16 protein-coding genes are annotated in these 21,236 nt (G+C 66.7%); 10 read left to right on the forward strand and 6 right to left on the reverse strand.

Annotated features, from left to right (window positions below; translation table 11 throughout):
• Positions 1-5: 5 nt before the first annotated feature.
• Positions 6-1,223 carry a branched-chain amino acid ABC transporter permease gene (locus BMZ02_RS12440; RefSeq protein WP_091644333.1) on the forward strand — a complete coding sequence of 406 codons (1,218 nt, stop codon included), beginning with the start codon at positions 6-8 and terminating at the stop codon, positions 1,221-1,223.
• On the opposite strand, the gene BMZ02_RS12445 is transcribed toward BMZ02_RS12440, so the two are convergent.
• Entirely contained in the window at positions 1,224-2,264 is a 1,041-nt protein-coding gene (locus tag BMZ02_RS12445) for a patatin-like phospholipase family protein (RefSeq protein WP_245754032.1), read from the reverse strand.
• Between the two features lie 109 nt (positions 2,265-2,373).
• On the opposite strand from BMZ02_RS12445, the gene BMZ02_RS12450 reads away from it, so the two are divergent.
• Positions 2,374-3,615, forward strand: coding sequence for an HDOD domain-containing protein (locus tag BMZ02_RS12450; RefSeq protein ID WP_091644336.1), 1,242 nt, complete (start codon positions 2,374-2,376; stop codon positions 3,613-3,615).
• Positions 3,616-3,659: 44 nt separating this feature from the next.
• Here BMZ02_RS12450 and BMZ02_RS12455 read toward each other — a convergent pair whose 3' ends face one another.
• Positions 3,660-5,390 carry an AMP-binding protein gene (locus BMZ02_RS12455; RefSeq protein ID WP_091644339.1) on the reverse strand — a complete coding sequence of 577 codons (1,731 nt, stop codon included), beginning with the start codon at positions 5,388-5,390 and terminating at the stop codon, positions 3,660-3,662.
• Between the two features lie 179 nt (positions 5,391-5,569).
• Here BMZ02_RS12455 and pabB point away from each other — a divergent pair, with 179 nt between their 5' ends.
• Positions 5,570-6,937, forward strand: coding sequence for an aminodeoxychorismate synthase component I (gene pabB, locus BMZ02_RS12460; protein WP_245754033.1), 1,368 nt, complete (start codon positions 5,570-5,572; stop codon positions 6,935-6,937).
• On the opposite strand, the gene BMZ02_RS12465 is transcribed toward pabB, so the two are convergent.
• A complete protein-coding gene (locus BMZ02_RS12465; protein WP_091644345.1) occupies positions 6,934-7,752 on the reverse strand; it encodes an HDOD domain-containing protein in 819 nt (272 codons plus the stop codon). The genes pabB and BMZ02_RS12465 overlap by 4 nt on opposite strands.
• A 128-nt stretch (positions 7,753-7,880) precedes the next feature.
• Between BMZ02_RS12465 and BMZ02_RS12470 the strand changes: the two genes are divergently transcribed.
• The 3 genes from BMZ02_RS12470 to phbB all read left to right on the forward strand — a co-directional run bounded on the left by BMZ02_RS12470 (position 7,881) and on the right by phbB (position 10,696).
• Positions 7,881-9,059 (forward strand): acetyl-CoA C-acetyltransferase, encoded by a 1,179-nt coding sequence (locus BMZ02_RS12470; RefSeq protein WP_091644348.1) that lies wholly within the window; start codon positions 7,881-7,883, stop codon positions 9,057-9,059.
• A gap of 60 nt (positions 9,060-9,119) precedes the next feature.
• Entirely contained in the window at positions 9,120-9,656 is a 537-nt protein-coding gene (gene phaR / locus BMZ02_RS12475; protein ID WP_091644350.1) for a polyhydroxyalkanoate synthesis repressor PhaR, read from the forward strand.
• A gap of 293 nt (positions 9,657-9,949) precedes the next feature.
• Positions 9,950-10,696 carry an acetoacetyl-CoA reductase gene (phbB, locus tag BMZ02_RS12480; protein WP_091644353.1) on the forward strand — a complete coding sequence of 249 codons (747 nt, stop codon included), beginning with the start codon at positions 9,950-9,952 and terminating at the stop codon, positions 10,694-10,696.
• A 523-nt stretch (positions 10,697-11,219) separates the two neighbouring features.
• Here phbB and BMZ02_RS12485 read toward each other — a convergent pair.
• Positions 11,220-12,671, reverse strand: coding sequence for a M48 family metalloprotease (locus tag BMZ02_RS12485; protein ID WP_139209207.1), 1,452 nt, complete (start codon positions 12,669-12,671; stop codon positions 11,220-11,222).
• 248 nt (positions 12,672-12,919) lie between these two features.
• Between BMZ02_RS12485 and BMZ02_RS12490 the strand changes: the two genes are divergently transcribed.
• The gene (locus tag BMZ02_RS12490) at positions 12,920-14,008 is read left to right on the forward strand and encodes an AI-2E family transporter (RefSeq protein WP_091644358.1); all 1,089 of its coding nucleotides are present in this window, start codon (positions 12,920-12,922) and stop codon (positions 14,006-14,008) included.
• 15 nt (positions 14,009-14,023) lie between these two features.
• On the opposite strand, the gene BMZ02_RS12495 is transcribed toward BMZ02_RS12490, so the two are convergent.
• A complete protein-coding gene (locus BMZ02_RS12495; protein ID WP_091644361.1) occupies positions 14,024-14,500 on the reverse strand; it encodes a peroxiredoxin in 477 nt (158 codons plus the stop codon).
• A 14-nt stretch (positions 14,501-14,514) separates the two neighbouring features.
• Positions 14,515-15,045: a glycine cleavage system transcriptional repressor gene (locus tag BMZ02_RS12500; protein WP_091644363.1), complete on the reverse strand. Its 531-nt coding sequence runs from the start codon at positions 15,043-15,045 to the stop codon at positions 14,515-14,517.
• A gap of 262 nt (positions 15,046-15,307) precedes the next feature.
• Between BMZ02_RS12500 and dapA the strand changes: the two genes are divergently transcribed.
• The 3 genes from dapA to purL all read left to right on the forward strand — a co-directional run bounded on the left by dapA (position 15,308) and on the right by purL (position 21,227).
• Entirely contained in the window at positions 15,308-16,183 is an 876-nt protein-coding gene (gene dapA / locus BMZ02_RS12505) for a 4-hydroxy-tetrahydrodipicolinate synthase (protein WP_091644366.1), read from the forward strand.
• Positions 16,184-16,186: 3 nt separating this feature from the next.
• On the forward strand, positions 16,187-17,257 hold the full coding sequence (bamC, locus tag BMZ02_RS12510; protein ID WP_091644369.1) for an outer membrane protein assembly factor BamC: 1,071 nt from the start codon (positions 16,187-16,189) through the stop codon (positions 17,255-17,257).
• A 70-nt stretch (positions 17,258-17,327) separates the two neighbouring features.
• Positions 17,328-21,227, forward strand: a complete 3,900-nt coding sequence (gene purL / locus BMZ02_RS12515; RefSeq protein ID WP_091644371.1) for a phosphoribosylformylglycinamidine synthase — start codon at positions 17,328-17,330, stop codon at positions 21,225-21,227.
• Positions 21,228-21,236: the final 9 nt, after the last annotated feature.

The raw sequence follows: 21,236 nt of genomic DNA on the forward strand, positions 1-21,236 counted from the left end.
CAACCATGATTCATTCACTGCTATCAGGCGATTACCCGCGCAGCCGCGTTCTGTCCGTGCTGCTGATTGCCATCCTCGTCGGGCTGGCCCTGGGGCCGTTCCTGTTCAGCGGCACCGTGGCGTTCCGGACCATGGGACTGATCGTCGTCTTCATTCTGGTGGTGGCGGCCTACGACCTGATGCTCGGATACACCCACGTGGTGTCGTTCGCGCACCTGATGTTCTTCGGCTTTGGCGCCTACGGGGTGGCCATGGCCCTGGACAGCATGGGGTCGAATTTCACCGCCATCGCCGTGGGTACGGGCGCAAGCCTGCTGTTGTCCATCGTGGTGGCCCTGCTTCTCGGCCTGCTGTCGTTACGGGTGAAAGCGATCTTCTTTGCCCTGGTGACGCTGGCCATCGCGTTCTCGTTCATGGTGCTGGTCAACCAGCTCTACACCCTGACCGGCGGCGAGGACGGCATGCGCGTGGCCGTGCCGCGAGAACTGGGTCCCGCCTTCCGGCTGGACGAGCCGTGGACCGGTTTCAGCATCATCGGCTGGGTCTGGGGGGTGATCACCAACCCGCTGAACATTGCCGAGGTGACCCGTGACGCGTTCTTCGACGTGCGCGCGAACGGGCGGCTGCTCATGTACTACGTGTCGTTCGTGGTCACGCTGGTGCTGTTCATCGGCATGCTGCGGCTCGTCAATTCGCCCTTCGGCCGCGTGCTGCTGGCGATCCGCGAGAACGAGTTCCGCGCCGAGGCGCTGGGCTACCGCACGGTGTACTACCGCACGGCCGTGGTGGTTCTGGCGTCGGCGCTGGCCACCATCGGTGGCGTGATGTTCGCCCTGGTGACCCGGTACATCACGCCGGAGAGCACGCTCGACTTCGAGCTGGCGGTGTTCGTGCTGCTGATGTGCGTCATGGGCGGCATGGGGACGCTCTATGGTGCGGTGGTCGGGGCGACGGTGTTTCTCATCGCCCAGAACTACCTGCAGGACCTGCTCGGCGTCCTGTCGGGCTGGATGGATCAGGTGCCGGTGCTGGCCATGGCCGCGCCGCTGTTCGGTGCCGATCGCTGGCTGCTGTGGTTCGGCGTGCTGTTCGTGCTCAGCGTCTATTTCTTCCCCACGGGGATCGTCGGCCAGCTGCGCGAGTGGGCCGCCCGGCGCTCGCGCGCGGAGGCGGGGCAGAAAGCCGGTGACAACGCCGACGAGCCCGCCAGCCACGGGGCGTGATCAGGCGCCCGTCTCGAAGGAGCTGCGGCGGCCCAGGTGGCCGCCGCAGCGCTGCAGCCACGCCTCCGCCGCAGCGCGCCCTTCGTCGCGCATGTGGCAGAGGAAGTTCCAGTCCGCATTGATGCGGCTGTTGCGCCCCATGCCCTCCGTGACCGTACCGGTGTCGATGGCGTGCAGCCGGTGGGCGCGCCACGGCAGGCCGTGGTGGACCGCGGCAATGCCCTTGCGCAGCATGCCGAGCACTTCCAGTTCCCGCATCAGGTTCGCGTTGAAGGCGATTTCGTTGGCCCGATCGACGATCTCGGGGACGCTGGTGGGCAGATCCCGGCGCTCCGGCGGCGTCAGCTGCACCAGCAGCAGGTCCTTGGCGCGGCACTCCAGCACCAGCGGCCAGAGCGCCGGATTGGCGGTATAGCCGCCATCCCAGTACGGCTCACCATCAATCTCGATGGCGTGGAAGAGCAGGGGCAGACAGGCGGAGGCGGCCACCGTCTCCGGTGTGAGCTCGCTGTTGCGGAACAGCCGCAGCTTGCCGGTGCGGACCTGCGTCGCCGAGACGAACAGCCGCAGCCGCGGGTCACGGCGCAGGCGCTCGAAGTCCACGGTGTCCGCGAGCACTCGCAGCAGCGGATTGTAGCCGGTGGGGTTCAGTTGATAGGGCGACGCCATGCGGGTCAGGCTGTTGACCAGCAGAAAACCGGGCGACCAGTCCCGGTTCCAGCCGTGCAGCAGGTAGTCCAGCGGAGTCGCTTGCAGCGGGCCCAGCTGAGCCTGTTCGCTGACCGTGCGCCAGAGACGCTCCAGGCTGTTGCGCGCCCCTTCGCGCCCGCCGTCCAGGTAGCCGTTGGCAAATGCCACCGCGTTGATGGCGCCGGCGCTGGCACCGCTGAGGCCATCGTAGCCGATGCGCCGTTCATCCAGCAGCCGGTCGAGGACCCCCCAGGTGAATGCACCATGGCTGCCGCCGCCCTGCAGGGCGAGGTTCAGCCGAACCCTCGGCATGCCGATGAACTGATCGCGCGCGTGACTCAGCCAGCCCATGGCGTGTTCCGGTCCATCGAGGGCTGCCGTGGCTGTGAGCTGCGTCGCACTTGGCGGAGACCTCCCTGTGGTAGCGTGCCCGATACTCCACCAACGATAACACGCGATCATGGATTCGATTCGTCAAGACGTTCTGGAAGAGCTGGTTCCCCTGGTTGAGCTGCCCGAGCACGCCCTGCGTCAGCTCGCCGAGGAGGCGGAAATCGAGGACCACACCGCACGCAGTGTCATTTTCCGCAAGGGGAGCGATGACGGCTGGCTGCGGTATGTGCTCTCCGGCGCCGTGGTGCTGGTGGACGACCAGGGCCACCGGCGAACGTTCACCGGCACGGGCGATGCCGGCGTGTACCCGGAACCCCTCGCCGGAGCCAGGCCCTCTGCGCATCACGCGGTCGCCAGCACGGACGTGCGCCTCATCAGGGTTCCGCGGGACCGGGTGGATGCCCTGCTCGATCTTGCCCGGCCCCCCGGTTACGCCGTGGACGAGCTGCAGCCCGACGCGGACGACCCGGGCGAGGGCCTGTTCTACCGGCTGATCGACGATCTCATGAGCGATCGCCTGGACCTCCCGAGCATGCCGAACATGGCGTTGCGGGTGCGCCAGGCCGTGGAACAGGACGACGCCTCCGCGAGCGAGGTGGCGAAAATTATCCAGGCCGATCCGGCGCTGGCAGCGCGGCTCATCCAGATTGCCAACAGCCCGGCGTACGGCGGGCAGGGCACCGTTGACTCCCTCGCGGTGGCGATTACCCGCCTCGGGCTCAAGGCGACGCGGGAGATGGTTCTGGCCGTGACCCTGCGCTCACTGTTCAGCTCCGAGCATCCGCTGATCCACCAGCGCATGACCGAGTTGTGGATGCACAGCGCGCTGGTGGCTGCGATCTGCCAGGTCATGGCCAGGCGCCTGGACGGGTTCAACCCGCAACGGGCCCTGCTGGCCGGGCTGGTCCACGATATCGGCATTATCCCGATGCTCGCGAACGCCCATCGCTACCCCTCGCTGGTGGAGAATCCCGGAAGGCTGCAGGACACCGTGTCGGAGTATCGCGACCAGGTCGGTGCCATGATCCTCCGTCGCTGGAACTTTCCGGACGACATGGTGGACGTTCCGCTCGCTGCGGAGCAGTGGCATCGCCGGGCCATCGACGCGGATTACGCCGACCTGGTGATCGTGGCGCAGCTCCGGGCGCTGGCCAGTGTGCCCGGGGATGACATCCCGGAACTCACCGACACCTCGGCCTGGCGGCGGTTGCGACGCGCGGGCAAGGATCTGGGGGAGGATGGCGACTCCATACTGGCGGAGGCGCGGGAGGAGATCGCCCAGGTGCAGCACCTGCTGCTGGTGCGATAGGCGGCGGCGACGCCCCGCACGGTGCGGAGCGCCGCCGACCGGTTTCAGCCGTTGTTCTTCAGGGCCTCGTTGCGCAGGTCCTTGCGCAGAATCTTGCCCACGGCCGTCTTCGGCAGATCGTCGGCGAAGTGAACCTCCTTCGGCACCTTGTAGCCGGTGAGGTTCTTGCGGGCGAACTCGATCACGTCCTCCGGCTTCAGCGACTTGTTGCTGGTGACCACGTAGGCGCGGACGATTTCACCGCCGGCTTCGTCGTTGGGAATGCCGATGACCGCGGCTTCGTCGATGTCCGGGTGCTCGCTCAGGACCTCCTCGACCTCGTTGGGGTACACGTTGAAACCGCTGACGTCGATCATGTCCTTCTTGCGGTCGACGATCCGGAAGAAGCCGCCGTCTTCCATCCGGGCCATGTCGCCGGTGCGGAAGAACCCGTCCTGCAGCACCGCGTCCGTCTCGTCGGGCTTGTTCCAGTAGCCCTGGAAGACCTGCGGCCCCTTGACCGCCAGCTCGCCCACCTCACCGGGCGGGACCGGGTTCCAGTCCTCGTCGATGATGCGCACGATGGTGCTGGGTACGGGCAGGCCAATGGTGCCCAGGCGGATTTCGCCGCTGGGCTGGTTCACGGACACCACCGGGCTGGTCTCGGAGAGGCCGTAGCCCTCGACCGGCACAATGCCGACGAGGTTCTTCCATTCCTCCGCCACCGATCCGTGCAGGGCGGTGCCGCCGGAGACGGTCTGGCGCAGGGGCGGCGGGTTGTTCTTGAACCAGTCCTCGTTGGCCAGGGCGTGGAACAGCACGTTGACCCCGGCGAACTGCGTGATCTCGAACTTCTCGAACGCCTTGCGCAGATTGCTCGGCGGCCGCGGGGACGGGCACAGCACGTTGCGGCAGCCGTTGTAGTAGAAGCCCATGAGGTTATTGGTGAAGGCGAAGATGTGGTAGAGCGGCAGGGCCGTGAGCACGGTTTCCTTGCCCGGGGTGATCACCGGCGCGGAGACGGTCTGGGTCTGTGCCAGGTTGGCGAGCAGGTTGCCGTGGGTGAGCATCGCACCCTTGGCCGGGCCGGTGGTGCCGCCGGTGTACTGGAGCACTGCCAGGTCCTCCGGCGCCCGTTTCACGGGCTTCTCCAGCTTGCCCACATGCGCCTTGCCGGTTGCCAGGGCCTGGCTGATCGGGGTGCTCGGCGCCGTGGGCTCCGGGATCATCTTCTTCAGCTTCATCACCGTGTTGATGAGCAGCCGGCGCGGCAACGGGAAGAACTCCGCGGCGCCGGCCATGATCACGTGCCGGACGTCGGTACCGTCCATGGCGTCCTTGAGGTTGTTGCCGAACAGGTTGAAGACCAGCAGGGCCTTGGCGCCGCTGTCCTTGAGCTGGTGGTTGGTCTCCCGGGGCGTGTACAGCGGGTTGACGTTCACCAGCACCAGCCCGGCCTTGAAGATGCCGAACACGGCAACGGGGTAGGACAGGCAGTTCGGCATCTGCACGGCGACCCTGTCGCCGGGCTCCAGACCGAGCTCGAAGCGCAGGTAGGCCGCGAACTGATCGGAAAGGGTGTCAGTGTCGCGGAAGCTCAGGGAGCCGTGCAGGCCGTTGTCCAGGCAGGTGACGAAGGCAGTGCGATCGCCGTTGTCGTTTGCGATGCGACGCGCCAGATCCGCGATGTTGCGGTCCGGCAGCGGTGTGATTTCCTTGTCCACGCCTTCACCATAGGAGGCGAGCCAGGGCTGGTTGTCGTAAGCTGCCTTGGCGTCTTGCGTCGTCTCGTTCATGCTCTCCGTCCTCGCGTGTCTTGTTCTCGTACACAGGGTGTGGAATCGGTTGCACCGTGCGTCAAGATACAGACCGGGCAGTCTTGTGGCCAGTCTGCAACAGGGTGAAGCGTGAAACATATTGGAAAACTGTACCAACTGACAAGCGTCAGCCCGCGGTGGCGGGGGAGGTCTCTCCCGTGACCGACGCGCACGTGGCGGAGCTGGCCTATCCGGCGGACGCGGCGGCCGCGTTCGCGCGCCTGCGGTCGCTCGCCGGCGCAGCCTGGCTGGACAGCGGCGCGCCGAGCCACCAGGCGCGCCACGATGTCATGGTCGCGCTGCCGGGGCGGGAACTGATGTGCCGGGACGGCGTGTGCTGGCAGCGCGACGGCGGCGACTGGCGCGTGGCCAGGGGCGACGTCTGGGCGCTGATTGCGGACATGCTTGGCCCGCGCCGGGAGCCCGTGCCCGGCCTGCCGTTCTCCGGGGGCGCCCTGGGGTGCTTCGGTTACGACCTGGGGCAGGCGGATGTGGTGACGCCGCGGGACGAACGCCCCGGAGATGGCGTGCCGGAGCTCTGGCTGGGTTTCTACGACGCCGCGCTGGTACTGGACCACGTGCAGCGTCGTGCCTACCTGGTGCAGCGGCCCGGCGGTGAGTGGTCTGCCGCGTGCATCCGCGAGCGGTTGCAGGACACGGTTGCCCCGGAGCCCGCCCCGTTCCGCGCCGGAGCGCTGAGCGAGGAGCCGGGGAGGGACGGGTACGGCCACGCCTTCCAGGCTGTCCACCGTTATCTGCGCGACGGCGACTGCTACCAGGTGAATCTGGCACGCGCCTTTCGCTGCGGGTTCAGTGGCGACCCCTTCGACGCCTATCTGCGGCTCCGGCGGTGGTCACCGGTGCCTCACGGCGCCTGGATGACATTGCCGGGCGGGGAGAGCGTGCTCAGTCTCTCGCCCGAGCGGTTTCTCGCGGTCTCGGGCGACCGCGTGGAGACGCGGCCGATCAAGGGGACGCGGCCGCGTGCCAGCGAGCCCGGCCGGGACCGGACGCTGGCCGAGGAGCTGGCCGGGAGCCCCAAGGATCGCGCGGAGAACGTCATGATCGTCGACCTGCTCCGCAACGACCTCGGCAAGGTCTGCCGTCCGGGCAGCGTGACCGTGAGCCAGCTGTTCGGAGTGGAATCGTTTGCCAGCGTGCATCACATGGTGAGCGTCGTGGAGGGTCGGCTGGTGGCCGGGGCCAGTGCAACGGACCTGCTGCGCGCGTGCTTCCCCGGGGGCTCCATCACAGGGGCGCCGAAGAAGCGGGCCATGGAGATCATCGCCGAGCTGGAGCCGAGCCGCCGCGGCCTCTACTGCGGGGCCATTGGCTACATCGGCTACGACGGTGCCATGGACACCAGCATCACCATCCGCACCGCCGTCTGTGCCGACGGTGTCATGACCTACCGGGCGGGGGGCGGCCTCGTGATGGACTCCGACGAGGCCGCGGAGTACCAGGAGACGCGCGACAAGGCACACGCCTTCCTGAAACTGGCGGGCGAGGGTGGTAGCGGGGATTAGTCCGCCGCCAGCAGCCGCGCCATGGCCGTGGTCTCTTCCTGTTCCATCAGGCAGGCCCTGGCGACGGTGTCGAGTGTGGCGCCGCTGAGCCCGCGATTGAGCAGGGCGGCGGGTATCTCCTCGAAATCGGCAGCCGCCCAGTCGGCCGCGCAGCGTACCAGCCCAAGCAGCCCGGGGTCGTCGTGGGCCGCCGGGCTGCCCATGCCCTCCACCACCGCGCACAGGGTCACCGGCAGCTCCCACTCCCGCAGTAGCATGGCGCCGGCCTCGTGGTGGTCCACCTCCAGGTGCTCGCGGATCAGTGCCGCCATGCTCGAGTGTGCATCACGACGCCGGGCGCTGAAGACCGCCGTCATCTCCGTCGGGAAGCTGTGCGCCAGCAGCAGGACGCCGATGGAGTGAAGCAGGCCGCCGAGCTGCGCGGGCGCTGGATCCAGGCCGGAGGCGCGCGCCAGCCGGCCCGAGGCGTTGGCGGTGGCGATGGCGTGCAGCCAGTACCGGGCGGCCTGAAAGCCGGGGCAGCGGCTGCTGTCGAACTGGTTGCGCAGCAGAATGGATGTGGCCAGTACCCGCAGGCGGTTCATGCCGAGCCGCATGATTGCCTCATCCAGGCTGCGGACGTCTCCCTGGCTCATGAAGAATGCGCTGTTGGCGGTGGAGACGATGCGTGCGGCCAGCGCCGGGTCCCGCCCGAGCTTGGGGGCCAGCACATTGATGTCCGCCTCCTCCGTATTCACCTCAAGAAGAATGTCGTGGCTGACGTAAGGCAGCGACGGCAGTGATGCGCTGTCCAGCACAGTCGATGTCTCTCGCATGGTTGTCCCGCCATGTCTTGTGAAGAAAAGTCCCGCTCTTGTGCGAGGATTATACTGTCATGACGACCAATCACCGAACTGTTCATGGACGGACAGACCATCAATGAAGCAGACCCCTGGAGGATGTTATGGAAGAGGTTGTCATTGTTGCAGCAGGCCGCAGCGCGGTCGGTGGTTTCGGAGGCTCCCTGTCATCGTTGACGGCGGTGGAACTGGGCACCCAGGTGATCCGCGGGACACTGGACAAGGCCGGCGTCTCTCCGGAGCAGGTGGACGAAGTCATCCTGGGCCAGGTGCTGACCGCCGCTGCCGGACAGAACCCGGCGCGTCAGTCCTCGATCCACGCGGGGATCCCCGACCGGGTCCCGGCCATGACCATCAACAAGGTCTGTGGCAGCGGGCTGAAGGCCGTGGCCATGGCGACCCAGGCAATCCGGCTCGGCGATGCCGAGGTTGTCATCGCCGGCGGGCAGGAGAGCATGAGCCAGGCACCGCACGCCCTGCCCAACTCCCGCAACGGTCAGCGCATGGGTGACTGGAAACTGGATGACACCATGATCCGCGACGGGCTCTGGGATGCGTTCAACCAGTATCACATGGGTGTGACCGCCGAGAATCTCGCCGGCAAGTACAGCATTTCCAGGGAAGAGCAGGACGCCTTTGCTGCGCAGTCGCAGCAGCGGGCGACAGCGGCCATGGAGGCCGGGCGTTTCAAGGACGAGATCATTCCGATCGCCGTGCCCCAGCGCAAGGGTGATCCGGTGATGGTGGACACGGACGAGCACCCCAAGGCGGGTACCACCGCGGAGAGCCTGGCAAAGCTCCGCCCGGCCTTCAACAAGGAGGGAACGGTCACCGCGGGCAACGCGTCGGGTATCAATGACGGTGCCGCCGTCGTGCTGGTGATGTCCGCCAGCAAGGCGAAGGCGCTTGGCCTGGAGCCCATCGCCCGGGTCGAGGCTTACGCCAGTGCCGGGGTGGATCCGGCGATCATGGGGTCGGGCCCCGTGCCGGCGACGCAGCGGTGCCTGGAGCGTGCGGGCTGGAGTGTGTCGGACCTGGAACTGATCGAGGCCAACGAGGCGTTCGCGGCGCAGGCGCTGGCTGTCAGCCGCGAACTCAAGTGGGACATGGACCGGGTCAACGTCAACGGCGGCGCCATTGCGCTGGGGCATCCCATCGGTGCGTCCGGGTGCCGAGTGCTGGTAACCTTGCTACACGAAATGAAGCGCCGTGACGCGCACAAGGGCCTGGCGACCCTGTGTATCGGTGGTGGCCAGGGGGTGGCACTTGCCGTCGCCCGCTGATTGGCTGACCATGGCCGCGGGGCGTGTTCCCCGCGGCCAAGCCCGAGGTTGATTCTTATAATGAGCAATGACGACGTTCGTATCATCAAGAAGTATCCGAACCGGCGTCTCTACGACACCGCCATCAGCAGCTATATCACGCTGGCTGATGTCAAGCGGCTGGTGCTCGATGGGGTCGAGTTCCAGGTCGTCGATGCGAAAACCCGGGATGACCTGACCCGGACCATCCTGCTGCAGATCATCAGTGAAGAAGAAGAGGGTGGGGAGCCCATTTTCAGCAGTGAGTTGCTGGCCCAGATCATCCGCTCCTACGGCGGTAACATGCAGAATCTCCTGACCGACTATCTGGAGAAGAGCATGGACATGTGGTCGGAGCAGCAGCGGGCACTTCGTGAGCAGACGCGCGACTTCATGGAAGCGAACCCCATGACCATGCTGACGCAGATGGCTGAGCGGAACCTGGCCATGTGGCGCCGCATGAGCGGCATGGATACTGGCAAGGATGACAACGCCGGCAGCAGCGACACCCCCGGTGAGACGTCCGGGAGCACCAGCCGGCGATCATCCGGCAAGCAGGGGTCCGGCTCCGGCAAGTGAACCGGGTTCACGGCCCCGCATGATACCCACCCGTCACGTTCGCTGCTGCTGTTGAAGCCCGCGCCATGCGGGCTTCTGCGGCGTTTCTCCGGAATGTGACGTGCGCCTCATGTTCGAAGTTGACAGGTGACCCACCTGTCTCTATTCTCCAGTTCAATGTATGACGCATTGCACAACGCAACGCTCCCGGGGAGCGTACTCTGTGTGCGCGTCTGACAACGGCCGATTGCTCCCGGTCGGCCACAACCCCCAAGCCGGCGAAGCCGGACGAACGACTGCACAAGAGGCATCCCATGACGAATCGAGTAGCCCTGGTGACGGGCGGTAATGGTGGTATCGGCACCGAGGTGTGCAAGTATCTGGCGGCGCTCGGCTATCGCGTGGTCAGTACCTGCGTCAATGCGGAAAAGGAGAACGTCCGCGGCTGGCAGGAGGGGCTGCGGGCCGAGGGCTACGACGTGGCGTGGGTCGAGTGCGACGTGTCCGACTACGATGCGTGTGGCGCCATGGCGGAGCAGGTCCAGGCGGAGCACGGTAACGTGGACATCCTCGTGAACCTGGCCGGAATCACGCGCGATGCGTTCATTCACAAGATGGGGAAAGGCGACTGGGATGCCGTGGTGAACGTCAACCTGAACAGCGCCTTCAACGTGACACGCCACCTGATCGATGGCATGCGCGAGCGCGGCTTCGGCCGCGTGGTGAACATTTCATCCGTGAATGGTCAAACAGGCCAGTTCGGCCAGACCAACTACTCCGCCGCCAAGGCCGGTCTGCACGGGTTCACCATGGCGCTGGCGAAGGAGGGCGCACGCAAGGGCATTACGGCCAATACCGTTTCCCCTGGATACATCGATACGTCCATGACGGCGGCCATTCCCCAGGAGGTGCGTGACCAGATCATCGCCCAGGTGCCCGCCGGCCGGATGGGCCGCCCGGAAGAGATTGCCCGCGTGGTCGCGTTCCTGGCCGCCGATGACTCGGAGTACATCAACGGGGCGAACATTCCCGTCAATGGGGCGTTGTTCACCAGCTTCTGACCGGTTGCCTGCGCCCCGGGGCGGGGGCTCCTCGGCGCAGGCACTAGCACCTGTTTGCTTACTGATAGGTAAGTATCAGAGTGAAAGGTCAGAAGGGGTTGACAGACAGATTGGTCTTGGTTAAAATGCTGCACAGCAACATGAGGAACGCAAAAAAAGGGAGCTCCTCAACAGATGCTCCCGTACATGCGCCCTTCTTGTTCTGACTTGATCGGTTTTGTGGTTGTCAGGTCTCACCAGCGAGACCGGAGCGCTTAACCAGCATGGATTACCCGGTTCTTGTGACCGGTCTGCTTCTCCTCCAGGCGACTCCCAAGTCGCCTTTTCCGCCCCCTCTCCCGAGGGGGCTTTTTTTTGTCCGTCACCTGCGGAACCAGCTTCAGGTGTTCTGGACTCGATGGACCTTATTGTAGCGTCGTCGTGTTGTCTCGCAACCATTTTTGTTGGTGCGTCGCAACAGTGTGTCCTGGTGGGCACAGGTCGGGTGGGAGCCGTGCACCGTGATGCGATGGGGTGGTGCCTGCTACCGGCGTTCCCGCTCCAGCTCCCTCTGGATGTCCTGGCGCCGCGATACCGCCCGGGATCGATGGTTGATGTCGGCGTCGCTGGCGTTGGCGACACGATCCAGCTGGTCCAGGGCCAGTGGCAGGTTGCCGCTGAGGTAGTAGTGTTCGCCCATGGCCAGCCCGGCTTCCTCGCTCAGACCGGCGGCGCTGGCGGCCTCGGCATGCAACCGGTGCAGGTGCGCATCGCCGCCGTGGCGCTGGATGTGCCGCCGAACCAGTTGCCGGGCATCCATCGGGCGATCAAGCCGCAGCAGTATGCGGGCGTTGTGGAGCGTGAGGGTGTAGCTGCCCGGGAACAGGTCGAGCCCCAGTTCCAGGGTCTCCAGTGCTGTCTCGAGATCGTCCTGCCGGGAATGGATCCGTGCCAGGGCCACCAGGTAGGCCGTCCGCTCACTGTCCTCCGCCATCAGGGTCTCGAGTGCCTCACGCGCCTCCTCGAACTGCTCATCCTCGATCTTCGCGAGGGCCAGCCCGAAGCGTGTGGCGAAACCGCGGTTATCATCGTCGGCGCCATTGTCCAGCTCGGCCTGGAAGTGGCGGATGGCGTCTCTCGGTTCGTTGGCGCGCTGAACCAGCAACCGGGCCCGGATCAGCCCGTAGGTGGGGCTCTCGTCCGGGGACGCGTTGCTGTAACTGCGCGCGCGGGAGCGGGATTCGGCGATGCGGGATTCCGTGACCGGGTGGGTGCTCAGGAACTCGGGTGGACGTTGCTGATAGCGGGTGGCCTCTGCCAGCCGCTCGAAGAACCGGGGCATCCCTTCCGGGTCCAGCCCGGCATCAGCGAGGATGCGAATGCCGATATTGTCCGCTTCCCGCTCGTGGGCGCGGCTGTAGTTCAACTGCTCCTGGATGGAGCCTGCCATGCCGCCGATGGCTGCCGCGCTGCCGAGATCGGCGTCCTGGGTGCCCATGAGTATCGCCGCCAGAATGATGCCGAGCGTCTGCAGACCGCCACCACGGCTGTCATCGAGCCTGCGCGCTATGTGTCGCTGGCTGACGTGGGCAATCTCGTGCGCCATGACCGCCGCCAGCTCGCTCTCCGACTGGGTGCGCTCGATCAGGCCCCGGTTGATGCCGATGTACCCCCCGGGCATGGCAAACGCGTTGATGGCCGGGCTGTCCACCACGAAGAACTCGTAGGTCATGTCCGGGGTGTTGGCGTGGGAGACCAGGCGCTGCCCCAGGTCCTGGATGTACTCCCGCAGTTCCGGGTCATCGGTCATGGGGACCCGCAGCCGCACCTGCCGTATCAGCTGTTGGCCCATACGCCGCTCTTCCGCCACGGACAGCGTCTCGCTGGCGGGGCTGCCCAGGTCCGGAAGGCGCAGGGGATCCTCCGCCACGGCCATGGCACTGGGGAAGGCCAGCAGGATGGCCAACAGAAGAATGAGGACTCGGTGCAAGGGCACGCTCAGCTGCTCCGGGAAGCGGTGACGACCGGGACTCTGCCGTATTGTGACCCTTGGACCGTGGCGGGCCAAACCCGTTCATCAATTTCGCACCGGAGGCGGGACACGCTATGATGCCGACACACACGGTGGTTGCGCAGGTCCGGCCCGTACCGGAGCGCATCCCCTGGCGTATCGAGACGCGTCCGCATCGGGAAATGCCGCGCTCCACCAGGAGCGGCTGCCGGGCGGCGCCCCGGGAGGCGTAGATGGAATTGATCCGGCAGTGGTTTCGTCGCCACTTCGACAATCCGCAGGTCATCGGCCTTGCTGCCGTGCTGTTGGCCGGGCTCGCCGCCATCGTCTTCTTCGGCAGCATGCTGGCGCCGGTGATCGCCAGCCTCATTCTTGCCTATCTGCTTGAAGGGGTGGTGCGCAAGCTGGAGTTCCTGGGGGTGCCGCGGTTGCTGGCGGTCACGCTGGTGTTCGTGGTCTTCTTCGCCGGCCTGCTGCTGGTGTTCTTCGCGCTGCTGCCGGTGCTGGTGACGCAGATCACCCAGCTCGTGGACGAGCTGCCGAAGATCCTGAGCACGAGTCAGTCACTGCTCATGCAGTTGCCGCAACAATACCCGCAGCTGTTCTCGCAGCAGCAGATCTCCGATCTCATCTTCGTGATTCGCCGGGAGGCCCTGGACTGGGGGCAGACCCTGCTGACGCAGTTCTCGTTCCAGTCGGTGGTGGTCGTGATCACGTTGCTGGTCTACCTGGTGCTGCTGCCGTTCCTGGTGTTCTTCTTCCTCAAGGACAAGACAGCCCTGGTGAACTGGGTGGCACGCTATCTGCCCCGGGATCGCGACCTGTTGGTGACCGTGTGGCGGGATGTGGACGCCCAGATCGGCAACTACGTCCGTGGCAAGTTTCTCGAGATTCTCATTGTCTGGGTGGTGACCTACCTGACCTTCTCGCTGTTCGGCCTCAGTTTTGCCATGCTGCTGTCGCTGATGGTCGGGCTCTCCGTGATCATCCCCTACATCGGCGCCGCCGTGGTGACGGTGCCCGTGGGGCTGATCGCCTATTTCCAGTTCGGTTTCGGCCCCGAGTTCGCCTGGGTCATGATTGCCTACGGCATCATTCAGGCACTGGACGGCAACGTCCTGGTGCCCATCCTGTTCTCCGAGGTGGTCAATCTCCACCCCGTGGCAATCATCGTGGCGATTCTGTTCTTCGGCGGTGTCTGGGGATTCTGGGGGGTGTTTTTCGCCATTCCCCTGGCAACCGTGATCCAGGCGGTGCTGAAGGCCTGGCCGGCGGTCGAGCCCCCCGATGATACCGAGGAGGGGCGGCTGCCGCCGGCCTGACCGCGCTACGGCCGGCTAGCCGTTTGCCAGTGCCTGCACCGCTTCCAGCACGGCCTCGGCGTGGCCGGGCACCTTGACGCCCCGCCATTCCTGGCGCAGCACACCGTCCCGGTCGATCAGGAACGTGCTGCGCTCGATGCCCACGGACTTGCGCCCGTACATGGTCTTCTCCTTGAGAACGCCGAACTGCGTGCAGAGCTGTTCGTCCTTGTCGGAGAGCAGGGGGAAGGTGAAGCCCTGCTTGTTGCGGAAGTTCTCCTGGGCCTTCACGCCGTCCCGTGATGCCCCGAGGATTTCGGCACCCGCCTCGCGGAACGCCGCGTGGAGCTCCGTGAACGCGAGCCCTTCGTTCGTGCAGCCCGGCGTGCTCGCCTTGGGGTAGAAGTAGAGCACCAGGTGGCGACCGCGGAAGTCGCTCAGGCGGATGGTTTCGCCGCCGGTGGCGGGCAGGCTGAAGTCGGCCACGGGTTCGCCGATGGTCACGCTGCTCATGCTGCGCCCTCCTGTCAGTGTTTTACCGGCTCGAACACGGCGTCGAGATTCATCTGGTCACAGAAATCCAGAAACTCCTCGCGCATGACGGCGATCTGGGTGTTCCCCGGGATTTCCAGCAGGATGTTCACCGCGAACATCGGTGTGCCCGTGTGTGCGGCCGGGTAGCGTGATGTGGAGAGGTCGCGGATGTTGATCCCGCGGGCCGAAAAAAACTGCGCCAGCTGGTGGACGATGCCGGGGTGGTCCATGGCGACCACTTCCACGGCGTAGGGCAGCAGGTCGGCCGCCCGGGTGCGGTCCTGGGTGCGCTTCAGGTGGATGTGCAGGCCGAGCTCGTCGCCGATGCCGGGCAGCGCCGTTTCCAGTTTGGCGAGGGCGTCCCAGCGCCCGCCGACCATCTGGATGATGGCGAACTCGCCGCCCAGAACGGTCATGCGGCTGTCCACCACATTGCAGCCCGCGTCCGACACGGCAGCGGCCAGTCGGTTGATGATGCCGGGTCGGTCTTCTCCCAGCGCCGTTATGACCAGAAAACTGTCCATCCATCGCCCCCGTTGGTGGTGTCTGTCCGTGATGCGGAACCTGTTCCGCTACGCCGTTGTCTCGCTGTCAGGAGCGTAGCGTGTCGCCGCGCGGTGTTACTCCGCCGGCGCCCGCGAAAGTGTATCATGGCGGGCACGTCGAGCCGCCGGTTTCGCGCTTGTGCGCGAGGGCTCGTCAGGGCTTCCCCATCCCGGGCATCACTTGTCTGTCCGGGCGGGCGGAAGTAGTATGCACTGTCCATTTTTCCGGGGGGCGAAAGCGATGTTCCGTGGCAGCATGGTCGCGATGGTGACACCGATGCATGAGGATGGCTCCGTCGACGAGGAAGGCCTCAAGCGGTTGGTGGATTTCCACGTGGACAACGGGACCGACGCCATTGTTGCCGTCGGTACCACGGGTGAAGCCGCAACGCTGGATTACGACGAACACTGCCATGTCATGCGACTGACCGTCGAGGCGGCGCGCAAGCGTATTGCGGTGATCGGTGGCAGCGGCGCCAACTCCACCTGGGAAGCAATCAAGCTCACGCGCTGCGCCATGGATGCCGGCTGCGACGCGGCGCTGCTGATTACGCCGTATTACAACAAGCCGACGCAGGAAGGGCTCTACCAGCACTTCCACGCCGTCGCCGAGGCGGTGCCGATCCCGCAGATTCTCTACAACGTGCCCGGGCGCACCGCCTGCGACATGCTTCCCGAGACCATCGAACGCCTCGCCGATATCCCCAATATCGTGGCCGTCAAGGAAGCGCACGGAACCATCCAGCGCCCGCGGGAGATTCTGGAGCGGTGCGGCGATCGCCTTGACGTCTACAGCGGCGATGACGGTAACGCCCGGGAGATCATTCTCGCCGGTGGCAAGGGCTGCATCTCCGTCAGCGCCAATGTGGCGCCGAAACTCATGCACGACATGTGCATGGCCGCGCTGGACGGCGACCTGGAACGGGCGGAAGCCCTGGACGCCCAGCTCGCCGCCCTGCACAAGGCGCTGTTTATCGAGACCAGCCCCATTCCGGTGAAGTGGGCCGTCAGTGAAATGGGGCTCATGGGGCCAACCCTGCGGTTGCCCATGACCCCGCTGTCGGAGCCTCACCACGAGACGGTGCGCCAGGCCATGAAACTGGCGGAGGTTGCCTGATCCATGTTGCTGTCCCCCCGCTCTGCTGTCGTCGTTCGTCCTGTCCTGGTGGCGGCTCTTGCGCTGACCCTGGCTGCCTGCGCGGGCAGGGGCGACGATGAGCCCGACCGTCGGGACCGGCTGACCATGCCGCCTGACCTCTCCGGCGAGCGCATCGGCCAGGTGCCCGAAAGCCGTCGTGACCGGGGGGCTGCGGCCATGACGGCGGAGCAGCGCGAGGAGCAGGAGCGCGCATCCCGTGATGTTGCGCCCGAGCCTGTGGGGACGCGTATCCGCCAGCAGGGTGCGGAGCGCTGGCTCCAGGTCCAGGCCTCGCCGGAGCAGGTGTGGGACGGCCTCAATCGCTGGATGGAAGACGAAGGCGTGCCGGTGGCGCGCAGCGAGCAGGAACTGGGGATCATCGAAACCGGCTGGATGCCGCGGCCCATGGGGCCCAGCGGTGGTGTGTTCCTGCCCCTGGAGCGTGACCCCGAGGGTGCGCCTCTGGTGGACCAGTACCTGATTCGTGTGGAAGCGGCCGAAGAGCAGGGCATGTCCGAGGTGTTCGTCGCCCATCGGCGCGTGGCCGCCGTGGATGACGGCTGGGCGCCGCGTACGGGCGAGCGCGGGCTGGAAGGCGAGATGCTGCGCGCCTTCATGCTCTACCTCGGCGCGGACGAGGCGTTCGCCGCGGAACAGGCGGCGCAACGTGAGCAGCGACTCACCCGGATGGATACCGATGAGGCCGGTGATCCCGTGCTCATCGTCCGTGAGAGCTTTCTGCAGACGTTCCAGCGGGTCGGTCTGGCACTGGATCGCGCGGCGTTCACCGTTGAAGAGCGCGACCGTGCCCAGGGCCGCTTCCTGGTGCGCTACGACCCGGCGGCTGACCAGGAGGACGACGGCCCCGGGTTCTTCTCGCGGCTTGCGTTCTGGCGTGAGCGCGAGCCCGAGCTGGAGCGCGGCACCTACGCCATCGTGATCGGCCGTGCAGACGATGGTACCGCGGTCTCCGTCAGGAGCGAGGAGGGTGAGCGCGTCTCCGAGCGCCTGTCCGAACGCCTGCTGCTGTTGATCGACGATCAGTTGCGCTGATGCGCGTCTCCGGGCCGGGGTGTCAACCCGGCCCGGAGGCTCGCCCCACTGCCTTGTGTAACGGAACGACATGCTGCGTCTGACAGGAACACCCGCTCTCTCCCCGTTTCGTCTTGCCAAGTTGCTGGCCGCCCTGCAGGAGCAGGTCCCCGCCGTCGACGCCCTGCACGCCGATTTCGAACATTTCGTCCTGCTGGATCGCGACCTCACGCCGCAAGAGCGCCAGACGCTGGAGGCGCTGCTGCTGGAAGGCCGGGAGCCGGAGGCGCGCAACGGCGGTGACGCCTTCTTCCTGGTTGTCCCCAGGCCGGGGACCATCTCGCCCTGGTCCACCAAGGCCACGGATATCGCCCACAACTGCGGGCTGACGGCCGTGCGCCGCATCGAGCGGGGCGTTGCCTACCGGCTCAGCCGCAATGGCGGCACGTTCAGTAGCGAAGAGCGGCAGCGCCTGCAGCCGCTGCTGCACGATCGCATGGTCGAGGCGGTGCTTGCCGACCCCGAAGAGGCGCGCGCGCTGTTCCGGCAGCAGGCGCCGGGGGCGCTGCGTTCGGTGGATATCCTTGGCGGCGGGCGTGAAGCGCTGGCGGACGCGAACAATGCCATGGGGTTCGCGCTCGCGGACGACGAGATCGACTACCTGGTCGAGCAGTATGTCGCCCTCGGTCGCAACCCCACGGATGTGGAGCTGATGATGTTCGCCCAGGCGAACTCCGAGCACTGCCGCCACAAGATCTTCCGTGCCGACTGGGTCATCGACGGCGAGCCCCAGCCCCGCTCGCTGTTCGACATGATCCGCAATACCTACCAGCACCGCCCCCAGGGGGTGTTGTCCGCCTACAGTGACAACGCGGCCGTGGCGGAGGGTCCGGAGGTCCAGCGCTTCTTTGCCGACCCCACGGATCAGGTCTACCGCCCGCACGGGGAGCCGGTGCACCTGGTGATGAAAGTGGAGACCCACAATCATCCCACCGCCATCGCCCCGCATCCCGGTGCGGCCACCGGTGCCGGCGGCGAGATCCGGGACGAGGGCGCCACCGGGCTGGGCGCGCGGCCCAAGGCGGGCCTGGCGGGGTTCACCGTCTCCAACCTGCGGGTTCCGGACGCCATCCAGCCATGGGAAACGGAGGACAACGGTCGCCCCGGGCGCATGGCGTCGCCGCTGGAGATCATGATCGACGCGCCGGTCGGCGCGGCGTCGTACAACAACGAATTCGGCCGCCCGAACCTGGGTGGCTACTTCCGCACCTTCGAGCAGCGCGTCCCGGGTGCCGGGGGTGACGAGGTCCGCGGCTACCACAAGCCGATCATGATCGCTGGAGGCATGGGCGCGATCCGCGATGCCCACGTGCACAAGAAGGACGTGGCCGACGCCGCCCGGGTCGTGGTGCTCGGTGGTCCGGCCATGCTGATCGGGCTGGGGGGCGGTGCGGCGTCGTCCGTGAGCAGCGGGGCCAGCGACGAGGAGCTGGACTTCGCCTCCGTGCAGCGCAGTAACCCGGAAATGCAGCGGCGCGCGCAGCAGGTCATCGACGCGTGCTGGTCCCTGGGCGATGACAACCCGGTGCTCTCCATCCACGATGTCGGTGCGGGCGGCCTGTCCAACGCCGTACCCGAAATCCTCGACGACAGCGAGCGGGGCGGTCACCTGGAACTGCGGGACGTCCCCAGCGACGACCCCGGCATGTCGCCCATGGAGATCTGGAGCAACGAGGCGCAGGAGCGCTACGTGCTCGCCATCGGTGCCGAGGCCGAGGCGGCGTTCCGCCGGATCTGCGAGCGCGAGCGCTGCCCCTACGCCGTGATCGGCACCGCCACCGCCGACCGGCAGCTGCTGCTCACCGATCGCACCCTGGGCGACGATGCGGTTCACATCCCCATGGACCTGCTGTTCGGCAAGCCACCGAAAATGCGGCGGGATGTCACCCGTGTCGAGCCGCCCCGCCAGCCGCTGGGGCTGGAGCACGTCTCCGTGCTTGATGCCGCGGAGCGTGTACTGCGCCTGCCCGGCGTCGCCGCCAAGCACTTCCTGATCACCATCGGCGACCGCACGGTCACCGGACTCGTCGCCCGGGATCAGATGGTGGGGCCGTGGCAGGTACCGGTCGCCGATGTGGCCGTGACACTGGACGACTACAGCGGCCATACCGGCGAAGCCATGGCCATGGGAGAGCGGGCGCCCACGGCGCTGCTGGACGCGCCGGCATCCGGGCGCATGGCGGTGGCGGAAGCGCTGACCAATCTTGCTGCCGCGGACGTGGGGACGCTGGAGCGCGTCAACCTGTCCGCCAACTGGATGGCGCCTGCCGGGCACCCCGGGGAGGACGCGCGCCTGTACGACACGGTTCGGGCCGTGGGCATGGAGCTGTGCCCCGCCCTGGGCGTCGCCATCCCGGTGGGCAAGGACTCCCTGTCCATGAAAACGGTCTGGGAGCAGGAAGGGGAAACCCGCGCGGTGACCTCGCCGCTGTCCCTGGTGGTGTCCGCGTTCGCCACCGTGGATGATGCCCGTCGCACCCTGACCCCGGAGTTGCGCGGTAATGCCGGCGACACCCGGCTGCTGCTGGTGGACCTGGGCCGCGGGCGCAACCGTCTTGGCGCCTCGGCATTGGCGCAGGTCTACAGCCGCCTTGGCGACGCTCCGGCGGATCTGGACCGGCCGGAGGACCTGCGGGCGTTCTTCGACACGATCCAGGCGCTGAACCGTGACGGCCTGCTGCTCGCCTATCACGACCGCAGCGACGGCGGGCTGTTCGCGACGCTTTCCGAAATGGTCTTTGCCGCCCGCATCGGCGTCACCGTGGACCTTGCAACCGCTGGCGCCGGCGCCCTGCCGGCGTTGTTCGCCGAGGAGCCGGGCGCCGTGGTGCAGGTTGGCTGTGATGCGATGGACGCGGTGCTGGACCGCTTTGCCGAGGCCGGGCTGGCCGACTGCGTCCACGTCATCGGCGCACCGAATGATGATGATCGCCTGGTGGTGCATGACGGCGCATCCGTCGTTCTCGACCGGCCGCGCGTGGAACTGCAGCGCATCTGGCAGGAGACCAGCTGGCGTATCCAGTCGCTGCGCGACAACCCGGACTGCGCCGCCGAGGAGTACGACAGTCTTCTGGATACCGATGACATGGGGCTCCACGCCGCCCTCAGCTTCGACCCGGCGGACGACGTTGCCGCGCCCATGGTCGCCTCCGCAGCGGCGCCGCGTGTTGCCATCCTGCGGGAGCAGGGCGTCAACGGGCATGTGGAGATGGCCGCGGCCTTCCGCGCGGCCGGGTTCGAAGCGGTGGACGTGCACATGACCGACCTGCTGGAGCGGCGGCAGGACCTGTCCCGCTTCCAGGGGCTGGTGGCCTGCGGCGGATTCTCCTACGGTGACGTGCTCGGCGCCGGCGGCGGCTGGGCCAGGACGATTCTCTTCAACGACCTGCTTCGGGATCAGTTCGGCAGCTTCTTCCAGCGGGAGGACGCATTCGCCCTGGGGGTGTGTAACGGTTGCCAGATGCTGTCGACACTGCGTGAGCTGATCCCCGGGGCCGATCTGTGGCCGCGGTTCGTTCGCAACCGCTCGGAGCAGTTCGAAGCCCGGCTGTCACAGGTGGAAGTGGTGGAGTCGCCATCGCTGTTCCTCCGGGGCATGGAGGGCTCGCGCATGCCCATTGCGGTGGCGCACGGCGAAGGGCGGCTGGAGTGCCCGGAGGAGAGCGGGCCGCGCAAGCTCGCTTCGGCCGGGCTGGTGAGTCTGCGATACGTGGATGGCCGTGGGCAGCCCGCGGCGCGCTATCCGGCCAACCCCAACGGCTCGCCGGACGGCATTACCGGCCTGACCACCCTGGATGGCCGCGTGACCATCATGATGCCGCACCCCGAGCGGGTCTTCCGGACGGTGCAGAACAGCTGGCACCCTCAGGAGTGGGGTGACTACGGACCGTGGATGCGCATGTTCCGCAACGCGCGCCGCTGGATCCAGTAGCTGCGCCGC

It is taken from the genome of Aquisalimonas asiatica, assembly GCF_900110585.1.
In the GTDB taxonomy this organism is placed as follows: Bacteria; Pseudomonadota; Gammaproteobacteria; order Nitrococcales; family Aquisalimonadaceae; genus Aquisalimonas; species Aquisalimonas asiatica.

Coding starts and splice junctions, on each gene's coding strand:
- BMZ02_RS12440 (WP_091644333.1), top strand. CDS start 6: ATGATTCATTCACTGCTATCAGGCGATTACCCGCGCAGCCGCGTTCTG.
- BMZ02_RS12445 (WP_245754032.1), bottom strand. CDS start 2,264: ATGGGCTGGCTGAGTCACGCGCGCGATCAGTTCATCGGCATGCCGAGG.
- BMZ02_RS12450 (WP_091644336.1), top strand. CDS start 2,374: ATGGATTCGATTCGTCAAGACGTTCTGGAAGAGCTGGTTCCCCTGGTT.
- BMZ02_RS12455 (WP_091644339.1), bottom strand. CDS start 5,390: ATGAACGAGACGACGCAAGACGCCAAGGCAGCTTACGACAACCAGCCC.
- BMZ02_RS12465 (WP_091644345.1), bottom strand. CDS start 7,752: ATGCGAGAGACATCGACTGTGCTGGACAGCGCATCACTGCCGTCGCTG.
- BMZ02_RS12470 (WP_091644348.1), top strand. CDS start 7,881: ATGGAAGAGGTTGTCATTGTTGCAGCAGGCCGCAGCGCGGTCGGTGGT.
- phaR (WP_091644350.1), top strand. CDS start 9,120: ATGAGCAATGACGACGTTCGTATCATCAAGAAGTATCCGAACCGGCGT.
- phbB (WP_091644353.1), top strand. CDS start 9,950: ATGACGAATCGAGTAGCCCTGGTGACGGGCGGTAATGGTGGTATCGGC.
- BMZ02_RS12490 (WP_091644358.1), top strand. CDS start 12,920: ATGGAATTGATCCGGCAGTGGTTTCGTCGCCACTTCGACAATCCGCAG.
- BMZ02_RS12495 (WP_091644361.1), bottom strand. CDS start 14,500: ATGAGCAGCGTGACCATCGGCGAACCCGTGGCCGACTTCAGCCTGCCC.
- BMZ02_RS12500 (WP_091644363.1), bottom strand. CDS start 15,045: ATGGACAGTTTTCTGGTCATAACGGCGCTGGGAGAAGACCGACCCGGC.
- dapA (WP_091644366.1), top strand. CDS start 15,308: ATGTTCCGTGGCAGCATGGTCGCGATGGTGACACCGATGCATGAGGAT.
- bamC (WP_091644369.1), top strand. CDS start 16,187: ATGTTGCTGTCCCCCCGCTCTGCTGTCGTCGTTCGTCCTGTCCTGGTG.
- purL (WP_091644371.1), top strand. CDS start 17,328: ATGCTGCGTCTGACAGGAACACCCGCTCTCTCCCCGTTTCGTCTTGCC.